Origin of the sequence: Streptomyces sp. NBC_00440 (assembly GCF_036014215.1) — a bacterium.
Classification (GTDB): Bacteria; Actinomycetota; Actinomycetes; order Streptomycetales; family Streptomycetaceae; genus Streptomyces.
On sequence record NZ_CP107921.1, the window covers coordinates 6,719,894 to 6,740,486 of the forward strand.

Sequence of the window (20,593 nt, forward strand, 5' to 3'; positions counted from 1 at the left end):
GGCGGCCCGCCGTCAGTGCTGGGCGGCCCGCTCCGAACGGGCCGCCCAGCGGCCGTCCGTGCGAGTGATCCGTACCGGATGGTCGAAGCACTTGCTGACCTGGTCGGTGGTGAGGACCTCATCGGCCGGCCCCGAACCCAGGCACGCGCCACCGCGCAGCAGCATCGCGTGCGTCGTGGACGCGGGCAGCTCCTCCAGATGGTGGGTGACGAGGATCGTCGCCAGCTCCGGGTGCTCGGCGCGCAGCTCGTCCAGGCTGGTCAGCAGCTGCTCACGGGCTGCCAGGTCCAGTCCGGTGGCCGGCTCGTCGAGCAGGACGAGCCGGGGGCTGGGCATCAGGGCGCGGGCGATCAGGGTCCGCCCGCGCTCGCCCTGCGAGAGCGTCGGCCAGCGCGACTCGGCCTTCTCGCCGCCCATGCCCAGCATGGTCAGCAGCCGGTCGGCCCGCTTGACCTGCTCCTCGGTCGGCGACCAGCGTGGCACGGGCTCGATGGAGTTGGTGAGACCGGTCAGCACGACGTCGCGGACCCGCAGCGGTGAGTGCAGCGGATGGCGCGGGTTGATGTGGCCCAGATGGGAGCGGAGCTCCCGCAGGTCCACCCGGCCGAGCGTCCGCCCGAGGATCTCCACCTTCCCGCGGGTGGGGTGCGTCACCGCGCCCAGCAGCCCGAGCAGGGTCGACTTGCCCGCGCCGTTGGCACCGAGCAGGGCCCAGTGCTCCCCGCTGTGCACGGTCAGCGAGACCGAGTCCAGCAGCAGGTTTCCGTCCCGTACGAAATCGACGTCGTCCGCACGGATCACGACGGTGCTCACAGGTCGTTCAGCTCCTTCATCTCTTGCATGCCCTCCGGCAGCGGGAACCAGGGCAGAAAGGCGAGGCCGTGCGTCTCGCACACCGCTCGTACGTCCGCCGACGCGTGGTCGAGGAGGGGGAGGCGGCTCTGCACCGAGGCGGTCCCGGTCGGGGACAGCGCCTGCTCAGGGTGGTCGGCGGTCATCGTGTCCAGGCCGACGTACCGGATCCTACTCTTCTGCCACAGCGCGCCGACGGCGCCCGACTACTCCCGGTCCGGGCTCCCGGTCCGGCCGGCCGCGCGGCGCCGGAACGGGACGTCGTACGGGAACCGGGACAGTACGGGAACCGGGACAGCGGGACAGTACGGGAACCCCGGCACCGGGCCGAGAGGTGTCCTGGATCATGGCCCGGCGCCGTCCGGCTGTGCCAGAGTCCCGGTATGCGCTACATCATCATCGGAGCCGGCGCCGTCGGCGGCATCATCGGCGGGCGGCTGTCCGAGAGCGGCAGCGAAGTGGTTCTGGTGGCCCGTGGGGCGCACTACGAGGCGCTCCGGGACGGCGGGCTGCGGATCGCGACCCCGGAGGGCACCCGCACACTCGCACTGCCGGTCGCCGACGGCCCCGCCGCGGTGGAACTGCGCCCCGATGACGTCCTGGTCCTGACGGTCAAGACGCAGGACAGCATCGCGGCCCTCGACGCCTGGGGCCCGCGGCCGGTGGCCGGCACCGGCGCGACGGCCGCCGAAGTGCTCCCGCTGGTCTGTGCGCAGAACGGCGTGGAGAGCGAACGCCTCGCGCTGCGCAGCTTCCGCCGGGTGTACGGCATGTGCGTCTGGCTGCCCGCGACCTTCCTGGAGCCGGGCTCCGTCGCCGCGGCCGGTTCCCCGCTCTCCGGGATGCTGCACATCGGCTGCTATCCGGCGGGCACGGACCGTACCGCCCGGCAGATCTCTGCGGATCTGGAGAAGGCTCCGTTCGAGGCGCCGGTCGTCCCGGACGTGATGCGCTGGAAGTACGGCAAACTCCTCTCGAACCTGGTCAATTCACTCCAGGCGGCCTGCGGAATCCACGGCACGGACCCCGCGGCGGACGCCATCATGGCGGAGCTGCTCCAGCAGGCGGAGGCCGAGGGGTGCGCCGTGTACGCGGCAGCCGGGATCGAGGCCGCGAGCGCCGAGGAGCAGCAGCGGGTGCGCGGCGACAAGATCACCCAGCTGCCGGCCGAGGGGCGGCCGCGCGGCGGCGGTTCCTCCTGGCAGAGCCTCAGCCGGGGCACGGGCACCATCGAGGCCGACTTCCTCAACGGCGAGATCGCCCTGCTCGGCCGGCTGTACGGAGTGCCGACCCCGGTGAACGACGTACTCCAGCGGGTGGCCAACACCTTCGCGCGCGAGCGGCGCCCAGCGGGCTCCATGCCGGCCGCCGAGCTGGCCGCGCTGGTTGCCGACGCGGCGCAGTAGTGGGGTGAGCCGCCGGTCCAGTGCTGAGAGGGCCGGGTGGAACCTCCGATGACTTGAATCCTCCGATGACCTGAAGGGGTGTCAGTCGAATCAGATCGGATCAGAAGGGCATTTCTTGTCCGATCCGTTGACCGTTGCATCACAACCCTCCTACCTTTCTCCTGCCTTATGAACCTGATTCCATGGGAGGGAAGATGCTCGCACCCCGAAGAGCCACGCTCGCCGCGGCTCTCTCCGCCGTCCTGGCGCTCGGCGTCCCTGGCGGCGTGACCGCGGCCGGAGCCGACTCCGGCGCCGGCGGCTCCGCCGGTTCGCACTCCGCGGACGTATATGTCACCCCGTCCGGCGACGACCACGCCCGGGGCACCGCCCGACACCCCGTCAGAACCCTTCGGCGCGCCCGGGATCTGGCCCGGGTGAACTCCGCCCACCAGCACGGGGACCTCACCGTCCACCTCGCATCGGGTACCTACCGGACGGCGGAGCCGCTCGTCCTCGATGCCAGGGACTCCGGGCACGACGGCCACCGGATCATCTGGCAGGGCACCGGCTCCACCGTCATCAGCGGAGGCAAGCAGGTCCAGGGCTGGAAACCGGTTCACGGGCGCCCCGGTCTCTACGCGGCGCCCGCACCCCAAGGCCTCACCGACACCCGCCAGTTGTACGTCGACGGAGTCCGGGCCCAGCGTGCCCGGGGCGAGGTGCCCGTCGGGCTGACCGCCACACCGACCGGGTACACCACGACGGCGGACACCATCGCCCACTGGCGTCACCCCTCCGACGCCGAATTCGTGTACTCCAGCGGCGAGGAGCTCTGGAACGTCGAGCGCAACGGCCTGGGCCAGTGGACCGAACCCCGCTGCCGGATCGCCGCGGCGAAGGGCACCACGCTCACCATGGCCCAGCCCTGCTGGGACAACTCCAACAAGCGGGTGGAGTTCCCGGACATCCCCGGGCGCACCGTCTCCATGGTCGGGCCCGGACATCTCACCAACAACGGCAAGGCGTCGTACGTGGAGAACGCGTACGAACTCCTCGATCAGCCCGGCGAGTGGTACCTGGACCGCACGGCACACACGGTCTACTACCTCCCGCGCAAGGGGGAGGACATCCGGCACGCGGATGTCGAGGCCGCGGCGGCGCAGAAGCTCCTCGACGGGCGGGGCACCGCATCAGCCCCGGTCCACGATGTCGCCTTCCGGGGGGTGCGGTTCAGCTACGCGACCTGGCTGACCCCGTCCACACCCGAGGGCTTCTCGGAGATCCAGGCCGGCTACACCATCACCGGTGCGAACGGCTGGGCCACTCAGGGACTGTGCGGATTCGTCAAGGGCGGCACCTGCCCGTTCGCCTCCTGGACCCCGATGCCGGGAAACGTCTCGTTCACGTACGGCAAACGCATCGAGTTCAGCGACGACGACTTCACCCACCTGGGCGCCGCCGGTCTGGAACTGGGCACCGGAACCAGCGACTCCAGGGTCCGGGGCAACACCTTCACCGACATCTCGGGCAACGGCCTGGAGATCGGCGGAGTCGACGGCCGGACCCCCGCCGACCACGTCGAAGTGACGGACAATCATCTGTACGCCCTGCCACGCGAGTTCCACGGCTCGGTCGGCATCCTCAACGGATACACCCAGCACAACACCATCGCGCACAATCAGCTCGACCACCTCGGCTACAGCGCGATCTCCATGGGCTGGGGCGGCTGGCCCGACAAGGTCGGCTCACCCGCGACCCCCAACCCCAGCCATGACAACGCGGTGAGCGACAATCTCATCTTCGACTACATGCAGATGTTCGACGACGGCGGCGGGATCTACACCCAGGGCCTGACGGGCACCTCGCAGGCCGACGGCGAGAAGGTCACGGGCAATGTCATCCACGACCAGTGGGGCCTGGGCAAGAGCGTCTACACCGACAACGGCTGCACGTACGAGACCGTCGAGGGCAACGTGCTCTACGGCGCCTCGTACGCCAATGTCGCCAGCCGCCACACCGACTACCGCGACCAGCTCGGCAACAACGACCCGACGCTCGTCAAGGACAACTGGTGGGAGGAAGGCACCGCCGACGGCGACAACAAGGGTCTGGTGACGACCGGCAACCACATCATGGCCTCGCCGTCGGACGCCCCCGCGGCGATCGTCGCCGCCGCGGGAATCGAGCCCGCTTACCGGAGCGTTCTCAGCCGCACCCCGGGAGCCGTCTCCGTTCCCGAGGCGCCGTCCCGGGTCGGTACCAGCACCGCAGGGGCGGACGCCCTGTACGCCATCTTCAACCCGGTCTTCGCCGACGGTGGTTCACCGGTCCGCAGCTACACCGCGCACGCCCTGCGGCCGGACGGCACCGAGGCCGCGCGGCAGACCGTGTCGGCAGCCGACTACAAGCGGCTGGCGTACATCCGCATCGGCGGACTCCCCGCCGGCGGCGGCCCCTTCACCGTCACTGTCACCGCTGCCAACGCGCACGGGAGCAGCGCCCCGTCCCTCGCATCCGCCCCGCTCGTCCCGACGGCGGCCACCGTGCTCCCCGACGCGCCGACCGGCCCGAAACTCCGTACCGAGGAGACGGCCGCGACGCTCGCCTGGACGCCGCCCAAGAACATGGGGGACGCCAAGGTCACCGGCTACCGCCTGACGGTCTCCGACGGCCGCACCATCGAGGTCACCGGCCGGGACGCGATGGTCGGACAGCCCTCGGGCAAGGGGATGTTCCGGGTGATCGGCGGCCTCAGGCCCGGCACCAGCTACACGGTGACAGTCGCCTCCGTCACCGCGGCGGGCGTGGGCCCGGCGGCCACCGTCACGGCGACCACCACGGCCGGATAGGAACCGGAACGGACAGCAGAACCCGCCGCACGCCGGCGGGCACCGCGCACCGCAGTGCCCGCCGACATGCAGGTGACTGTTACGTCAGCGGCAGAAGTTCGGAGTGGCTCTTCCCCGGCCACCGGCCCGGACAGGAGATGAATCCGGACAGTCTCCAAGTCCACCTGCGGGAGATCGGCGTCCCGCCACAGCGTGGCAGGGCCCCCGCGATCCGCCAACTCGTCACCTCAACATGCGAGCCCACCGGTCCCGAGGCCGGATCACTTGCGAAGTCGAGAACGGTACTCGCCAGGGGCTGTGCCTCGGGCACGTCTGAAGGCACGGCTGAAAGCGTGCGGAGAGCCGTATCCGACCGCGCCGGAGATCGACTCGACCGGCTCATCGGTATCGCGGAGCCGGACGGACGCCAGGTCGATGCGCCACTGCGTCACGTACGCGCCCGGTGTCTGTCCGAGGGCGGACCGGAAGCGCCTGGACAGCGTCGCCCGGGAGACGCTCGTCGCAGCGGCCAGGGTCTCCGTGCTCCAGGGGTGTTCCGGTTGGGCGTGGACACATGCCAGAGCGTCGCGCACGACCGGATCACGCATCGCTCCCAGCCATGAGCCGGACTGTTCCTGCGGGTGGCGGGCCAGCCAGGCGCGTACGAACTGGACGAGCAGAAGGTCGATGATGCTGTTGATGGCGGCGGTGGTGCCGATCTGCGGCTGTGCGAGCTCCGCGGCGAGAAGTTCGACGGTCCTTCTGAGCTGCGCGTTCTCCCGGGCTGTGACATGCATCGGCCGAGTGAGGGAGGTAAGCACCGGTGTGCGCACCTCCGGGTCCTGCTCGTAGTGCAGCACGATCACTTCCGTCTGCACCGGCGCCGAGCCCAGACGCAGGGCTCGGCCATCGCCAAAAGACCGGGCCGCTGCCTCACGGTCGCAGGAACCCATCGTCACGCCGGCCCCGCCGGCTATCCCGTGTGCGGTGCCCGGCGACACCAGGACGGCGTCTCCGGCCTGCGCCTGAAGAGGTTTCTCGCCTGGGACGTGGAGCCACATGGTGCCGCGGGACACCACGTGCAGTGCCGCTCCTGGAGAGGAGTCCAGCCGCAGGCCCCAGGTTCCTCCGGCCTTCAGCACGACCCCGAGCGCGCCTCGCGCACCCGAAACACGCAAGACCTCCGCCAGCACATCCATGGGTCCATCCTCGTCCACCACGGCGAACCGCCCACCGGCGGGCGAGGCGCATGTGTCCTCGTCCACAGCGTCAGGCGACGTCAAGAACGGCCTTTCCGTGCACCTTCCGCGCGAACAGCGCGTGGACGGCGTCGTCCACGTCCTGCCAGTCGCCTCGCAGTCCGACCGGTGCCGAGAGCCTCCCGGTGGCCATGAGGCCCAGCAGGTCCGTCAGCTCCCCGCTGGTCGGCGTCATGTCGCCGTAGGTGGCGATGCTGCGGGGTTCACCGAAGCCGAACAAGGCCCCTGACGGGAACGTGGTTTCCTGCCCCGAGGAGTAACCGACCAGGTGGATGGTGCCCCCCTCGGCGAGGGAACTCCAGGCCTGGGCCACCAGTGGTCCGCCGACCGTGTCCAGGACGAGGTCGAACCGGTCCCCGGTCTCGGCCAAGTCGGTCAGGACCTTGTCGGCGCCGAGTTCACGGAGTCCGGCGGTCCGCTCCGGCGAACCGACGAGTGCCGTCACCCGGGCGCCCGCCAGCGCCGCCAGCTGGACGGCGAAGTGCCCCACGCCCCCGCTGGCGCCGGTGATCAGAACGTTGCGCGCCAGCAGGGAACGCTTGCGCAGCACCCGGAATGGGGTGACTCCGGCGATCCCCAGCGCGGCGGCGTCGGCCAGGTCCACGCCCTCGGGGACGGTGCCGATCGAGGCCGGGCTGACTGCCACCCGCTCCGCCCACGCGTGGGGAGCCATTCCCACTGCGACGCGCGTACCTTCGGGCGGCCCCGAGCCGTCGGATGCGGCGCGCACCACGACGCCGGCCGCGTCGTGACCGTGTACAGCGCCGGCTGGCCACTGGTCCACGTAATTCAGCTCTCCGAAGTTGAGACCGATGTGCCGTACCTCCACCAACGTCTCACCGGCGGACGGTACGGGCTCATCGACATCGGCGAACCGGACAGGTCCGGCCTCACTGTGATCGACCACAAGGGCGCGCATAAGGGGTGTGTTTCCTTCTCTGGTGGGTGCGCCTGAACTCTCGGCGCAGCAGATCGAGTGCGCAAATGCCGCACTGCCGTCTTCTTGAAACCCTACGCAGGACCGGGACAGCGACCAGACCCGTGAGAATCAATCAGTTGACGATCTGTGTCATTGCGACTCGCGGCGCGTCGAACCCTGCACCCGTCCGGTGGATGACGCTGTGACGGGCACAGACACGCCCGGCAATGTAATGATCTTGAGGCGTCAGCTCCGGGGAGGGAGCCCCAAGACCGTTACGCTCCTTCGTCGTTCGGATGCGCAACGTGTACCGGCCAGGCCACGCGGGTGAGGCACAGGCCTCCGGCGTGTCTTCTCGTGGTCCGGTCAGTAACTCAGTGCCGCCGGCGCCGGCACCCGGGCCTCGTCGTATCTGGTCAGCAGCAGCCGGGCCAGCTCACCGCAGGGGCCCAGTACGCCGGACAGCACATCGGCGCCGGCCGCGCGGGCGCCCGCCTCGATACGGTCCGGCAGGCGGCCCGGAGCGATGACATAGGGCGCCACCGCGACGCGGCTGACGCCGGAGGCCCGCAACTCCCGTACCGCGTCCTCGGTACGGGGCAGAGCAGCGGAGGCGAACGCAGGCCGCACGGCGCACCAACCGGTGTGCCGCAGCTCCCGCGCAATTTCAGCGATCACTGCGATCGCCTCCGGGTCGGTGGAGCCCGCCGAGGCCAGGACCAGCCCCGTCGAGCGCTTCCGGGACGGGGAGAGCCCCGCCTCGTACAGCCGTCGTTCCAGTGCGGTCAGCAGCAGCGGGGACGGGCCCAGCACCTCTGCCTGGCGCACCCGCATCCCGGCCGGTGCCTCGCGCAGCACCCCCGGGATGTCCCACTTGGCGTGGAAGGCACGGGTCAGCAGGAGCGGGAGGGCCACCACGTCCCGTACGCCTTCGGAGGCCAGCCGTTCGAGCAGCCGCGGGACCGACGGTGCGGCGAAGTCCAGGAACGCGGTCTCCACCCGCACCCCGGGGCGCAGCGCCCGCACCCGCCCGGTCAGCGCGCGGACGGCCGCGGCATGGCGGGGGTCACGGCTGCCGTGCGCCACGACGAGCAGCACCGGACGGTCGTCGTACATCGCGGTTCAGCTCCTGACCAGCAGACCGCGGCTGCGCAGCACGCGCCGCTCCAGCGGGCTGAAGATGAGCAGGTCGATGGCGATACCGACGATGAGGATCAGGAAGATGGCCAGGAAGACCATCGACATGCTGCTGGTCTCCCGGCCCTGCTCCAGCAACTGGCCGAGCCCCACGCCCAGATCGGGCGAGGACGCGATGATCTCCGCGGCCATCAGCGAGCGCCAGGAGAACGCCCAGCCCTGCTTCAGGCCTGCCAGATATCCGGGCAGCGAGGCGGGCAGCACCACATGCCAGGTGCCGCGCAGACCCGACGCGCCGAGGGTACGGCCCGCCCGCAGATAGAGCGGCGGGACCTGGTCGATGCCGGAGACGAGACCGTTCGCGATCGAGGGGACCGCGCCCAGCAGGATCACCGCGTACATCATCGTGTCGTTGAGCCCCAGCCAGATCACCGCGGGCGGCACCCAGGCGACGGACGGCAGGGACTGGAGGCCCGAGAGGATCGGGCCGATCGCCGCGCGGACGAACTTCACCCGCGCCACGAGCAGACCCAGCGGGGTGCCGATCACGAGCGCCAGCAGGAAGCCCAGCAGACCGCGCGAGACGCTCGTCCAGATGTAGCCGAGCAGGGTGCCCTGCGCCCAGGCGTCGGTCACCTCGCCCCACACCTGGGCGGGCGAGGGCAGCTTGTAGCTGTCGGTGACCTTCGCCCAGATCAGGATCTGCCAGACGACCAGCACCAGCACCACCGCCACGGCGGGCGGCAGTACCTTCCCCACCAGCACCTGGCGGACCGGGACCCGGTCCACCCGTACGGTGTCGAGCGCGTCCAGGCCCGCTTCCAGGCCGGCCAGCTCGTCCGTCCTGATGTCAGTGTTGGCCATGTCGGCGGATCTCCCCACGCAGTTGTTCAGTGATCTCCACCGAGAGCTCCGCGACCGCGGAGTCCTCGATCCGGCGCGGATGCGGTATGTCCACCGCCCACTCGCGCGCCACCCGGCCCGGCCGCGAGGAGAGCAGCACCACCCGCTCGGCGAGCCGCACCGCCTCGCGCACGTTGTGGGTGACGAAGAGGACCGAGACGCTCGTCTCGCGCCAGATCCGGGTCAGTTCGTCGTGCAGCACATCGCGGGTGATGGCGTCGAGCGCCGCGAACGGCTCGTCCATCAGCAGCAGTTGGCTGTCCTGGGCCAGCGCGCGCGCCAGCGCCACCCGCTGGCGCATCCCGCCGGACAGCTCGTGCACCCGCTTGGCGTACGCGCCCTCCAGCCGTACGAGAGCGAGCAGCCGCTCCGCCTCGTCCCGCCGGTCGGCCTTGGGCACGCCCCGCAGCCGCAGAGCCAGTTCGATGTTCTTGCCCGCGGTCAGCCACGGGAACAGCGCGTGCTCCTGGAACATCAGCGCGGGCCGGCCGCCCGGGGTGGTGATGGTCCCCGAAGACGGCGCGTCGAGTCCGGCCACCAGATTGAGCAGGGTGGACTTCCCGCAGCCGGACGCCCCCAGGAGCGTGACGAACTCGCCCGGCGCGACGTCGAGGGTGATGTCGTCGAGGACGAGCTGCCCGGCGGGTCCGCCGAAGGACTTCGAGACGTGGCCGATACGGGCCGCGTGTGTCACCGCGGTCCGGTCGTCGGCCTTGGCGAGTGCTGTGGCCATGGTCGTCACCTCCTGGGAACGGGGTCTGGATCAACGGGGTCTGGATCAATGGGGCGCTGGGTCAGCGGGATCCGGGTCCGGATCAACGGGTCCGGATCCGGGGCTACTTGACGCCGAGACCGGCGTCGGGGACAGCCGGCTGTCCGGCGGCCTTCAGGACCTTGTTGAGCGGTCGCAGGTCGTAGATGCCCTTGAGGTCGGGCTTCTCCAGCAGACCGGCCTTGACCGCGTGGTCCGCCTCCGCGCTGAGTGTCGACGCGAGCGGGTCGTCCGTGGTCTGGATCGACTTCCACGCGGGGTCGAGCACATTGGCCGGCAGCGCCTTGCCGGACAGCTTCTTCAGCGCGGCGTTGGCCGACGCCTTCGCCGCGTCCGGGTGGGCCTTGATCCAGGCGTTGGTCTTCACCGAACCGCGCAGCACGGCCTCGACGACGTCCGGGTGCTCCTTGAGGAACTTCTGCGACACCACCATGTTCGTGATCACGAACTTCTTCTGCGGCCACAGGTCGCTCTCGTCGAGCAGCACCTTGCCACCCTGCGCCACCAGCTTGGACGCGGTCGGCTCCGGGACCCAGGCACCGTCGATGGAGCCGGAGGCGTACGCGTCCGGGGTCACGCTGTTGTCCGTGCGGACAACGGAGACATCGCCCTTGCCGCTGGTGGCATTGGTCTTCCACCCCTTGCCGGCGATCCAGTTGAGGAACGCGACGTCCTGGGTGTTGCCGAGCTGCGGGGTGGCGATCTTCTTGCCCTTGACGTCGTCCAGGGTCTTGATCTTCTTCGGGTTGACCACCAGTTTGACGCCACCGGACGCGGAGCCGCCGATGATGCGCAGGCTCTTGCCCTGGGACTTCGTGTACGCGTTGATCGCCGGGGACGGGCCGATCCAGCCGATGTCGATCGAGCCGGAGTTGAGCGCCTCGATCTCGGAGGGCCCCGCGTTGAAGGTGGACGCCTTGAGCCGGGTCCCGCCCAGCTCCTTCTGGAATATCCCCTGCTGGTCGCCGACCAGCGCGGTGGCATGGGTGAGGTTCGGGAAGTAGCCGATCTTCACCGAGTCGGCGGAGAGCTTCTTGGCCCCCGCCGCGACCTGGGACGTGCCCTGGTCGTCCTTGGCCTTGGCCGATCCGTAGCCGCAGGCGCTGAGCGCCACGGCCAGCAGCGGGAGGGCGGCGGCAACCGCGAGGCCGCGGCGCAGGGGGAGAGTGGCAGGCACGGGAGGGTTTCCTCTCGATGGCCCGGTGCGGGCGTCCCTCAGGACACCGCCGGGCGGACGGCTGGTTTTCCAGGTCTTCGCCGGGTCGGGCGCGGCGAGTGGTGCGTCCGGGCGCGCAGGCAGTGCGCGTACGCCTTCACGCACATCGCCCGACCCCGCCCTGACCGCTGCCGAGGGCGCCGCTGCCGATCCGGCCGCCCTCCTTGGCGAAGGTGGCGTAGATGTCCAGGACGTAAAGAGCCATGGCTAGAAGTCCCACCCGGTCTCGTCCGGTGCGGTCCCGTCCGTCTCCGCCGCGGTCCGCGCCGTGGCGGCGAAGGCGTCGCCCGCCATCCCGGCGGCCAGCGTGGTGCCGTCGGCCGGGTCGATCAGCAGGAACGAGCCGGTGCGCCGGGAGTCCGCGTACGCGTCGAGCGCCAGCGGCTCGGCGGTGCGGATGACGACCCGGCCGATGTCGTTGGCGACCAGCTGACCGGGCGCCGGGTGCTGCGACAGATCGTCCAGGGTCAGCCGGGACGGGATGTCCTTGACGATCGCCTTGACCGTGCGGGTGGTGTGCTTGAGCAGTACCCGCTGGCCCACCGAAAGCGCCGAGTCGGCCACATGGCAGACCGTCGCCAGGACGTCCTGGGTCGGCGCCGGGGCGTGCGCGGTCGGTGCGATCAGATCGCCGCGCGAGATGTCCAGGTCGTCGGTGAGCCGCACGGTCACCGACTGCGGGGCCCAGGCGATGTCCGCGCTCTGCCCCAGTACGTCGATGCCGGCGATCGTCGACGTACGGCCCGACGGCAGCACCGTAACGGCCTCGCCGACCCGCAGCGCGCCCGAGGCGATCTGGCCCGCGTATCCCCGGTAGTCGGGGTGCTCGGCGGTCTGCGGGCGGATGACGTACTGGACGGGGAAGCGCGCCTTGCAGCCGGTGAGGTCATGGCTGGCGGGGACCGTCTCCAGGTGTTCCAGGACGGTCGGGCCGCCGTACCAGTCCATGTGGGCGGAGGGCTCCACCACATTGTCACCGGCCAGCGCGGAGATCGGGATCGCGGTGATCTCCGGGACACCGAGCGAGGCCGCGTACGCGGTGAACTCCTCGGCGATGGCGGCGAACACCGGCTCGGCGTAGTCGACCAGGTCCATCTTGTTCACGGCGAGCACCACATGCGGCACCCGCAGCAGCGCGGCGACGGCGGCGTGGCGGCGGGTCTGCTCGACCACGCCGTTGCGGGCGTCGACCAGCACCACGGCGAGCTCGGCGGTGGAGGCGCCGGTCACCATGTTCCGGGTGTACTGCACATGGCCCGGGGTGTCCGCGAGGATGAACCGGCGCCGGGGCGTGGCGAAGTAGCGGTACGCGACATCGATGGTGATGCCCTGCTCGCGCTCGGCGCGCAGCCCGTCGGTGAGCAGGGCCAGGTCGGGGGTCTCCTGGCCCCGGCCTATCGACGCCTGCTCGACGGCCTCCAGCTGATCCGTGAAGATCGACTTGGAGTCGTGCAGCAGCCGTCCCACCAGGGTGGACTTGCCGTCGTCGACGGAGCCCGCGGTGGCGAAGCGCAGCAGCGTGGTGGCCGACAACTGCTCGGCCGACGGGTTGGTTGACGTGGTCATTTAGAAGTACCCCTCGCGCTTGCGGTCTTCCATCGCGGCCTCGGACATCTTGTCGTCGGCGCGGGTAGCGCCCCGCTCGGTCAGCCGGGAGGCGGCGATCTCGGTGATCACGGCGTCGAGCGTGGTGGCGTCGGAGTCGACGGCGCCGGTGCAGGACATGTCGCCGACGGTGCGGTAGCGCACCAGCCGGGTCTCGACGGTCTCGGTGTCCTTGGGCCCGCCCCACTCACCGGGGGTCAGCCACATGCCGGACCGCTTGAACACCTCACGCTCGTGCGCGAAGTAGATCTCCGGGAGGGCGATCTGCTCCCGCTCGATGTACTGCCAGACGTCCAGCTCGGTCCAGTTGGAGAGCGGGAAGACCCGGACGTGCTCGCCGGGCGCGTGGCGGCCGTTGTAGAGCTGCCACAGTTCGGGGCGCTGGCGGCGCGGGTCCCACTGGGAGAACTCGTCCCGCAGCGAGAACACCCGCTCCTTGGCGCGCGCCTTCTCCTCGTCGCGGCGTCCGCCGCCGAACACCGCGTCGAAGCGGTGCTGCTGGATGCCCTCGGTCAGCGGGACGGTCTGGAGCGGGTTGCGCAGCCCGTCGGGCCGCTCGCGCAGCTTCCCGGCGTCGATGTACTCCTGGACGGAGGCCACATGGAGCCGCAGCCCGTGCTCGGCCACCACCCGGTCGCGGTAGGCAAGCACCTCGGGGAAGTTGTGCCCGGTGTCGACGTGCAGCAGCGAGAACGGCACGGCGGCCGGGGCGAAGGCCTTCAGCGCCAGATGCAGCATGAGGATGGAGTCCTTGCCGCCGGAGAAGAGGATCACCGGCCGCTCGAACTCGCCCGCGACCTCGCGGAAGATATGAACGGCCTCGGACTCCAGGGCGTCCAGGTGGCTCAGGGCGAACGGGCTGTCGGTACCTTCGGTGACAGTGGCGGCGGTCGTCATCGGGCCAGGCCCCTCTCGGTGAGCAGCGCGTGCAGCGCGGCTGCGGACTCCTGCACGGTCTGGGTGTGCGACTCGATGCGCAGGTCCGGGGTCTCCGGCGCCTCGTAGGGGTCGTCCACCCCGGTGAGACCGGAGATCTCGCCCGCCGCCTGCTTGGCGTACAGGCCCTTCACATCGCGTACGGAGCACACCTCGACCGGGGTCGCGACATGCACCTCCAGATACGCGGTGCCGGTGCTCGCGTGCCGCTTGCGTACGGCGTCGCGGCTGTCGGCGTACGGCGCGATGACCGGCACCAGCGCCTTCACGCCGTTGGACGCCAGCAGTTCGGCGACGAAGCCGATCCGCTGGACGTTGGTGTGCCGGTCCTCGCGGCTGAAGCCGAGGCCCGCCGAGAGGAACTCGCGGATCTCGTCGCCGTCGAGCACCTCCACCCGGTGGCCCTCGCCGCGGAGGGCGTCCGCGAGTTCGTGGGCGATGGTGGTCTTGCCCGCGCTCGGCAGACCGGTGAGCCAGACAGTGGCTCCCTGGTCCGTCGTCATCTCGTTCTCCTGATCCTTCGTCATCAGCCGTGCAGCCCGCACTCGGTCTTGTTCCGGCCGGCCCAGCGGCCGGCGCGGGCGTCCTCGCCCTCCGCGACCCGCCGGGTGCACGGTGCGCAGCCGATGGAGGGGTATCCGTCCATCAGCAGCGGGTTGGTGAGGACGCCGTGCTCGGCGACGTACGCCTCCACGTCGTCCTGCGTCCAGCGGGCGATCGGCGAGATCTTGGTCTTCTGCCGCTTCTCGTCCCAGCCGACGACGGGGGTGTTCGCCCGGGTGGGGGACTCGTCGCGGCGCAGTCCTGTCGCCCAGGCCGAGTAGTTCCTGAGCCCGTCCTCCAGGGGTTTGACCTTGCGCAGTGCGCAGCACAGGTCGGGGTCCCGGTCGTGCAGCTCCGGGCCGTACTCGGCGTCCTGCTCGGCGACGGTCTGCCAGGGCAGCAGCGTGATGACGTTGACGTCCATCACGGCCTCCACCGCGTCGCGGGTGCCGATGGTCTCGGGGAAGTGGTAGCCGGTGTCGAGGAAGACGACATCAACCCCGGGGAAGGCGCGGGAGGCCAGGTGGGCGACTACCGCGTCCTCCATGGAGGAGGTCACACAGAAGCGCTTGCCGAAGGTGCCGGCCGCCCAGGTGAGGATCTCCAGGGGCGACGCGTCCTCCAGTTCGCGGCCCGCGCGCTCGGCGAGGGTCTTCGGATCTTCGGTCTCCAGAGTGCCGGTCATATCCCGTCGCCTTCAACGCTGTTGGTCGAGTGGTGCTGGAGCCCGCGGGCCAGCAGCCCGAGGAACTTCAGCTGGAATGCGCGGTTGCACGCCGCGCATTCCCAGGCGCCGTGCCCTGTTTCGTTGGGGCGCAGGTCCTCGTCGCCGCAGTACGGGCAGAAGAAGGGCGCCGCCCGCTCGGTCATGAGAGGGACTCCGCGTCCGCGCGCGCGGCCCAGGTCGCGAACCGCTCGCCGTCCTCGCGCTCGGCCTGGAAGTTCTTCAGTACCCGCTCGACGTAGTCGGGCAGTTCGGCCGCGGTGACCTTCAGCCCGCGGACCTTGCGGCCGAATCCCGCATCGAGGCCCAGCGCGCCGCCCAGGTGCACCTGGAAGCCCTCGACCTGGTTGCCCTCGCCGTCCAGCACCAGCTGGCCCTTGAGGCCGATGTCGGCGACCTGGATACGGGCGCAGGCGTTGGGGCAGCCGTTGATGTTGATGGTGATCGGCTCGTCGAACTCCGGGATGCGGCGCTCCAGTTCGTCGATGAGCAGGGCGCCGCGCGCCTTGGTCTCGACGATCGCGAGCTTGCAGTACTCGATGCCGGTGCAGGCCATCGTCGAGCGCCGGAACGGCGAGGCGTTGACCTTGAGGTCGAGCGCTTCGAGAGCGGAGACCACCGAGTCGACCTGCGACTCCGCGATGTCCAGCACGATCATCTTCTGCTCGGCGGTGGTCCGCAGCCGAGCGGAGCCGTGTGCCTCGGCGACCTCGGCGATCTTCGTCAGGGTCGTGCCGTCGACCCGTCCGACGCGGGGCGCGAACCCCACGTAGAAGCGGCCGTCCTGCTGCTTGTGCACTCCGAGGTGGTCACGCCACACGTCGGCGGGCTGCTCGGGAGCGGGGCCGTCGGTCAGCTTCCGCTGGAGGTACTCGTCCTCCAGGATCTGCCGGAACTTCTCCGGGCCCCAGTCGGCGACGAGGAACTTCAGCCGGGCGCGGGTGCGCAGCCGGCGGTAGCCGTAGTCCCGGAAGATCGAGATGACGCCCTCGAAGACGTCGGGCACCTCGTCCAGCGGCACCCAGGCGCCGAGCCGGACACCGAGCTTCGGGTTGGTGGAGAGCCCGCCGCCGACCCACAGGTCGAAACCCGGGCCGTGGTCGGGGTGGTCGACACCGACGAACGCGATGTCGTTGATCTCGTGCGCCACATCGAGCTGCGGGGAGCCGGAGATCGCGGTCTTGAACTTCCGCGGCAGGTTGGAGAACGCGGGGTTGCCGATGAAGCGGCGCTGGATCTCGTCGATGGCCCAGGTGCCGTCGATGATCTCGTTCTCGGCGACGCCCGCCACCGGGGAGCCGAGGATCGTACGGGGGGTGTCACCGCACGCCTCGGTGGTCGACAGGCCGACCGCCTCCAGGCGCCGCCAGATCTCCGGGACGTCCTCGATCCGGATCCAGTGGAACTGGATGTTCTGCCGGTCGGTGAGGTCCGCGGTGCCGCGTGCGAACTCCTGCGAGATCTCACCTATGACGCGCAACTGCTCGGTGGTGAGGCGGCCGCCGTCGATGCGCACCCGCATCATGAAGAACTCGGCGTCCAGCTCCTCCGGCTCCAGGATCGCGGTCTTGCCGCCGTCGATCCCTTGCTCGCGCTGGGTGTAGAGACCCCACCAGCGCATCCGGCCGCGCAGATCGCCGCCGTCGATGGAGTCGAATCCGCGCTTGGCGTAGATCGTCTCAATGCGTGTCCGCACATTGAGACCGTCGTCGTCCTTCTTGGTCTGCTCATTGCCGTTCAGCGGGGTGAAGTGGCCCTTGGCCCACTGGCCTTCGCCACGGTGACGGCTTGCCTTGCGTCGGGGCGTGGCTGGCGGGGGCGTTCCAGGGCTGGCGGCCATGATGCTTCGTCCTTCTGTGGCGGCTCAAGGGGGCGGTTGATCAAGCTGAAGGGACCCCTGTGACCTGCCGGTTCAGGGCAGGGCACGGTGGCGGTGGGATTGCAGGACCCCAGCGGGGGGCTTCGCTCGTCCGCTACGACGGGGACGGCGGGAAAACGGCGTGGCTGGTGGAGATCAGCGCGCCGGACAGATGGCGCTGGACATGCGGCCGAGATCGACGTGGCGTCGACTCACCAAGGCAATTCCAGTTCCAGACATGACGGAAGCGTGTCACGACGATCTCGCGCCAGTCCACTACTATCCACTATCTGGACGAGATAGTCTCGCATCGTGGAATATGTGGTGTCCGTCACGCGGTGGGGCTCACGCGGTGGGTGTCATGCGGTGCGGGCTCAGGCGCCCGCACCCGGCCACGGGCCCGGCGTCTCGACGTCCGGCTCTTCCCCGGTCTCGGTGTTGAAGAGGCGGAAGCCCCGGCTCAGGTAGTTGTCCATCGCGTGGGCGCCGTCCTTGCTGCAGGTGTGCACCCAGACCCGCTCGGTCGCCGCCCGCCCGGGGGCGCGGTCGGCGAGGTCCCAGGCCCGCCGGATGCCGTAGGTGAGCAGGTGGCCGCCGATCCGCCTCCCCCGGAAGGCAGGGATCAGCCCGAAGTACATGATCTCCACGGCCCCGTCGTCGTGCGCGCACAGTTCCACGTATCCGGCCGGAGTGCCCCGGTCGTACGCCACCCAGGTCTCGGTGCCCGGCCGGGCAAGCACCTCCTGCCACTGGGCGTACGACATCGAGAGCCGGTCCGTCCAGCGGATGTCCCCGCCCACGGAGGCGTAGAGGTACCGGCTGAACTCGGGCGAGGGGACCTCGGCCCGGACGATCCGGATGTCGCCGCCGGGCTCGGCGGCCGGGCGCAGATCGGCCGGGGAGGTCTGCTCCAGATACCAGGTGGTCACGGTGACGGTGCGCTCGCTCTTCATGAGGGCCAGCGAATCACGCGGCGGCGCGGTGGCTCACAGCAGCCCCGCGGACCCCCGGCGCAGAAACGCCAGCCGGGCCCGCTTCTCCGGTTTGTCGATCTCCGGACCGAGTTCGAAGCCGAAGCCCGTCAGCCGGTCGATCACCTTCTGGTTGCGGGCGTCCGGTTCGACGACGATGCGCTGCCGGGAAGGGTCCGCGAGGACGAAGCGCAGGAAGACGCTCAGCAGCGTGGTGGTGAAGCCGTGCTCGGGCCTGCCGTCGGCGGGGCCGATCAGCAGATGGATTCCGTGATCGCCGGGCTGGACGTCGTAGCAGTCGCCCACCGGGTCGGCCTCCGGCTCGTAGCTCTGGAAGAGCGCCGCGGGTACGCCGTCGCGGTACAGCAGATAGGCGTGGTGCGTGGTCAGCGAGTCGACGTACTCGTATGTCTCCAGGACGTCCTCGGGGCTCGCGTCGCCCATGCCCCAGAAGCGGGCCCGCTCCTGGCTGACCCAGCTGTGGATCAGGGCGCTGTCCCGCCGCGGGTCGACCGGGCTGATCCGGACGGTCCCGAATCCGTCGATCCGCTGCTCGTGCACGGTGGTCATGGAGCTCCTCAGCTGGTTCCAGTCGGTGATCACCGGGACGAGCCCGCCGCGTACCCACAGCGGCAGCTGATCGAGCCGGTGGGGATCGCCGGCCACGCCGGACGCCCCGAGCGGGACCGCCCAGAGGCTGTCGTCGCGCCGGGCCAGATCCCAGACGTAGCGGGCGGCGGAGGCCCGGCCGGTGCGATGGGTGAGTCCGGGGACGCTGGAGGTGGACAGGACGCAGTCGTGGTCGCCGGAGAGGCCGGGCCACCCGCCGGGCGGTGGTCCCGACGGGCCGCCCGGCTCGTCGGGCAGTGCCTGCCACGGGGCGAGCCGGTGCAGTTCGCCCCACGGGACGTCCGGCGGCGCGGTCTCCTCGGCCGCCGCCCGGACGACCGCCGCCCGTTCGGTCTCCGGCAGCAGCTCCGACGTGAGCAGGCCGTCCAGCGCGAAGGCGACCCGGGTGACCAGGGCCAGCCAGGGGCGGAAGACCTCCGGATATTTCCCGGCCACCTCGGGCCCGGCCAGCGCGGCGAGCGCCGGGTGTCCGGCCAGCCGCCGCACCACGACCGCACGGAGCGCGGCGTACGCGGCGGCCTCCGTGCTCCCGGCGTCCATCCTGCGGTCCCAGCCGGCCAGCCGCTCCCGCAGCGCGGCCGCAGCGGGACCCGGCTCGTCGAGCCCGTCCAGCAGGTCGAGCAGGGACTGCTCCAGGGGCAGTTGGGTGTCCATGTGCACCGCCGCCATGTCCGGCGCCGACCAGTTCTCCGTCCCGGCCAGCAACTGCCGTATCCGCCGGGCCCGGTGCGGGGGAGCGAACTCGACCCCGAGCGGGGCGGCCAGCTCCCGCTGATTGGCCATCACCGCCATCCCGTCGGCCGCCGCCCCGTCGACCGCCTCGCGCGGCAGCGGCGCACGCGTACCGCGCCAGGCGTACCGCGCTTCCCAGGCGGGGACGACACGCAGCCCGTTCTCCCGGTCGCGGACCGGAACGGCCCCGGCGACCCGGTGCAGCAGACCGCCCCGGGTGTCAGCGGCCTGGACGACGTTGACGGGCTCGGCCCACCGGTCGAAAGCCCGGTCCACATCGGTGACCGTGCGGGCCCGCAGCAGCAACGGCAGTGCTTCGAAGCCGAGTTCACCGGTGACCCGCGGGGGATACCGGAGGCTGATCGCCGAAGGGGAGTCCGGGCCGCCGGCGATGACCGGGCCGCGTGCGGTCTCGGTCACCTCCACCACGACCGGCTCGCCGCCCGCCACCTCGATGGTCTCGGTGTGCGACAGGGCGGGCTCCCAGCCGTCCGGGCCGTACGCCTCCACGCCCGCGCCGGTGCGCCGCAGACGCTCCCGGTAGAGGTCCTGATAGTCGGCCATGGCGTTGGTGATCGACCAGGCCACCGTCGACGCGTGCCCGAAGTGCGCGATGCCGGGAACGCCCGGCACGGCGAGGCCCGCCACGTCGAACTCCGGGCAGGCCAGGTGGATCTGCTGGTAGATGCCCGGCGCCTCGATGAAGCGGTGCGGGTCGCCCGCGAGGATCGGCGCGCCGCTCGCGGTGCGTTCCCCGGTGACCAGCCAGCCGTTGCTGCCCGAGGTGTGGGGGCCGTCGGTCGCGAAGAGGCCGATGGCCCGGTCGCCCAGCGCGGCGGCCGCTTCCTCGCGCCACAGCTTGGCGGGGAACCCGGCGAAGAGGATGTGGGTGGACAGCCAGACCGCCAGCGGCGTCCACGGCTGCCAGCTGCCCGGCTCCAGACGGGCGGTGGTGAACTCCGTCGCGTTCCGGGCCCCTTCGGCCAGCCCGGCGTTGACGCCGTCGGTGTACGAGCGGACCCACTCGGCGGTGTCCGGGTCGAGGTGCGCGTAACAGCGTCTGGCGGTGTCCGCCAGCCTGACCTGCCGGGCGAAGCTGTCCCAGGCGACGGCCTCGGGGCCCAGGAAGGCGGCGCTCGTTCCCTGCGCCCGGTGCCGCTCGGTCTCCAGCTGCCAGGCGCGGTCCGTCGCCGCGTTGCGGCCCTGCGCGTGGGCCAGGGCCTGCGCGCTGTCCGCCCGCAGATGCGGAATGCCCCAGTGGTCGCGGTGCAGTTCGGCACTCACCCTTGCCCCCATTCCATTAGGTTAGGCTCACCTAAG

General features: G+C 70.7%; 19 protein-coding genes. 2 read left to right on the forward strand and 17 right to left on the reverse strand.

All coding sequences use genetic code 11. The annotated features are described in order from the left end of the window. Positions 1–12: 12 nt before the first annotated feature. Together OHB13_RS29915 and OHB13_RS29920 are read right to left on the reverse strand one after the other, a co-directional pair. Positions 13–813 carry an ABC transporter ATP-binding protein gene (locus OHB13_RS29915; RefSeq protein ID WP_266851821.1) on the reverse strand — a complete coding sequence of 267 codons (801 nt, stop codon included), beginning with the start codon at positions 811–813 and terminating at the stop codon, positions 13–15. Further along, a complete protein-coding gene (locus OHB13_RS29920) occupies positions 810–998 on the reverse strand; it encodes a hypothetical protein (protein WP_328379132.1) in 189 nt (62 codons plus the stop codon). Before OHB13_RS29920 ends, OHB13_RS29915 begins: the two co-directional genes overlap by 4 nt. 237 nt (positions 999–1,235) lie before the next feature. Between OHB13_RS29920 and OHB13_RS29925 the strand changes: the two genes are divergently transcribed. After that, positions 1,236–2,258: a ketopantoate reductase family protein gene (locus OHB13_RS29925; RefSeq protein ID WP_328379133.1), complete on the forward strand. Its 1,023-nt coding sequence runs from the start codon at positions 1,236–1,238 to the stop codon at positions 2,256–2,258. Between the two features lie 182 nt (positions 2,259–2,440). Further along, on the forward strand, positions 2,441–5,089 hold the full coding sequence (locus OHB13_RS29930; RefSeq protein WP_328379134.1) for a fibronectin type III domain-containing protein: 2,649 nt from the start codon (positions 2,441–2,443) through the stop codon (positions 5,087–5,089). 260 nt (positions 5,090–5,349) lie between these two features. Here OHB13_RS29930 and OHB13_RS29935 read toward each other — a convergent pair whose 3' ends face one another. From OHB13_RS29935 to OHB13_RS30005, 15 genes are all read right to left on the reverse strand, one after another. Then, the gene (locus OHB13_RS29935; protein ID WP_328380420.1) at positions 5,350–6,267 is read right to left on the reverse strand and encodes an AraC family transcriptional regulator; all 918 of its coding nucleotides are present in this window, start codon (positions 6,265–6,267) and stop codon (positions 5,350–5,352) included. A gap of 70 nt (positions 6,268–6,337) precedes the next feature. Next, a complete protein-coding gene (locus OHB13_RS29940) occupies positions 6,338–7,246 on the reverse strand; it encodes a zinc-binding dehydrogenase (protein WP_328379135.1) in 909 nt (302 codons plus the stop codon). A 366-nt stretch (positions 7,247–7,612) separates the two neighbouring features. Next, positions 7,613–8,362 (reverse strand): sirohydrochlorin chelatase, encoded by a 750-nt coding sequence (locus OHB13_RS29945; RefSeq protein WP_266851812.1) that lies wholly within the window; start codon positions 8,360–8,362, stop codon positions 7,613–7,615. A 6-nt stretch (positions 8,363–8,368) separates the two neighbouring features. Then, positions 8,369–9,247 carry an ABC transporter permease gene (locus OHB13_RS29950; RefSeq protein WP_328379136.1) on the reverse strand — a complete coding sequence of 293 codons (879 nt, stop codon included), beginning with the start codon at positions 9,245–9,247 and terminating at the stop codon, positions 8,369–8,371. Then, on the reverse strand, positions 9,234–10,019 hold the full coding sequence (locus tag OHB13_RS29955) for an ABC transporter ATP-binding protein (protein ID WP_266851808.1): 786 nt from the start codon (positions 10,017–10,019) through the stop codon (positions 9,234–9,236). The genes OHB13_RS29950 and OHB13_RS29955 overlap by 14 nt, the downstream gene beginning before the upstream one ends. Positions 10,020–10,122: 103 nt before the next feature. Further along, positions 10,123–11,235 (reverse strand): aliphatic sulfonate ABC transporter substrate-binding protein, encoded by a 1,113-nt coding sequence (locus OHB13_RS29960; RefSeq protein ID WP_266851807.1) that lies wholly within the window; start codon positions 11,233–11,235, stop codon positions 10,123–10,125. 246 nt (positions 11,236–11,481) lie between these two features. Continuing rightward, a complete protein-coding gene (locus tag OHB13_RS29965) occupies positions 11,482–12,840 on the reverse strand; it encodes a sulfate adenylyltransferase subunit 1 (protein WP_328379137.1) in 1,359 nt (452 codons plus the stop codon). Continuing rightward, positions 12,841–13,776: a sulfate adenylyltransferase subunit CysD gene (gene cysD / locus OHB13_RS29970; RefSeq protein WP_266851804.1), complete on the reverse strand. Its 936-nt coding sequence runs from the start codon at positions 13,774–13,776 to the stop codon at positions 12,841–12,843. It abuts the gene before it with no gap. Beyond that, positions 13,773–14,342 (reverse strand): adenylyl-sulfate kinase, encoded by a 570-nt coding sequence (cysC, locus tag OHB13_RS29975; protein WP_328379138.1) that lies wholly within the window; start codon positions 14,340–14,342, stop codon positions 13,773–13,775. The genes cysD and cysC overlap by 4 nt, the downstream gene beginning before the upstream one ends. Continuing rightward, positions 14,342–15,043, reverse strand: a complete 702-nt coding sequence (locus OHB13_RS29980) for a phosphoadenylyl-sulfate reductase (protein ID WP_328379139.1) — start codon at positions 15,041–15,043, stop codon at positions 14,342–14,344. The genes cysC and OHB13_RS29980 overlap by 1 nt, the downstream gene beginning before the upstream one ends. Continuing rightward, positions 15,040–15,228, reverse strand: a complete 189-nt coding sequence (locus tag OHB13_RS29985) for a hypothetical protein (protein WP_328379140.1) — start codon at positions 15,226–15,228, stop codon at positions 15,040–15,042. Before OHB13_RS29985 ends, OHB13_RS29980 begins: the two co-directional genes overlap by 4 nt. Next, complete coding sequence (locus OHB13_RS29990) at positions 15,225–16,922, reverse strand: nitrite/sulfite reductase (protein ID WP_328379141.1); 1,698 nt, start codon at positions 16,920–16,922, stop codon at positions 15,225–15,227. The genes OHB13_RS29985 and OHB13_RS29990 overlap by 4 nt, the downstream gene beginning before the upstream one ends. A 174-nt stretch (positions 16,923–17,096) precedes the next feature. Further along, a complete protein-coding gene (locus OHB13_RS29995) occupies positions 17,097–17,180 on the reverse strand; it encodes a putative leader peptide (protein ID WP_310591794.1) in 84 nt (27 codons plus the stop codon). A 134-nt stretch (positions 17,181–17,314) separates the two neighbouring features. Next, entirely contained in the window at positions 17,315–17,893 is a 579-nt protein-coding gene (locus tag OHB13_RS30000; RefSeq protein WP_328379142.1) for a GNAT family N-acetyltransferase, read from the reverse strand. 33 nt (positions 17,894–17,926) lie between these two features. Next, positions 17,927–20,569 (reverse strand): GNAT family N-acetyltransferase, encoded by a 2,643-nt coding sequence (locus OHB13_RS30005; RefSeq protein WP_328379143.1) that lies wholly within the window; start codon positions 20,567–20,569, stop codon positions 17,927–17,929. Positions 20,570–20,593 lie beyond the last annotated feature (24 nt).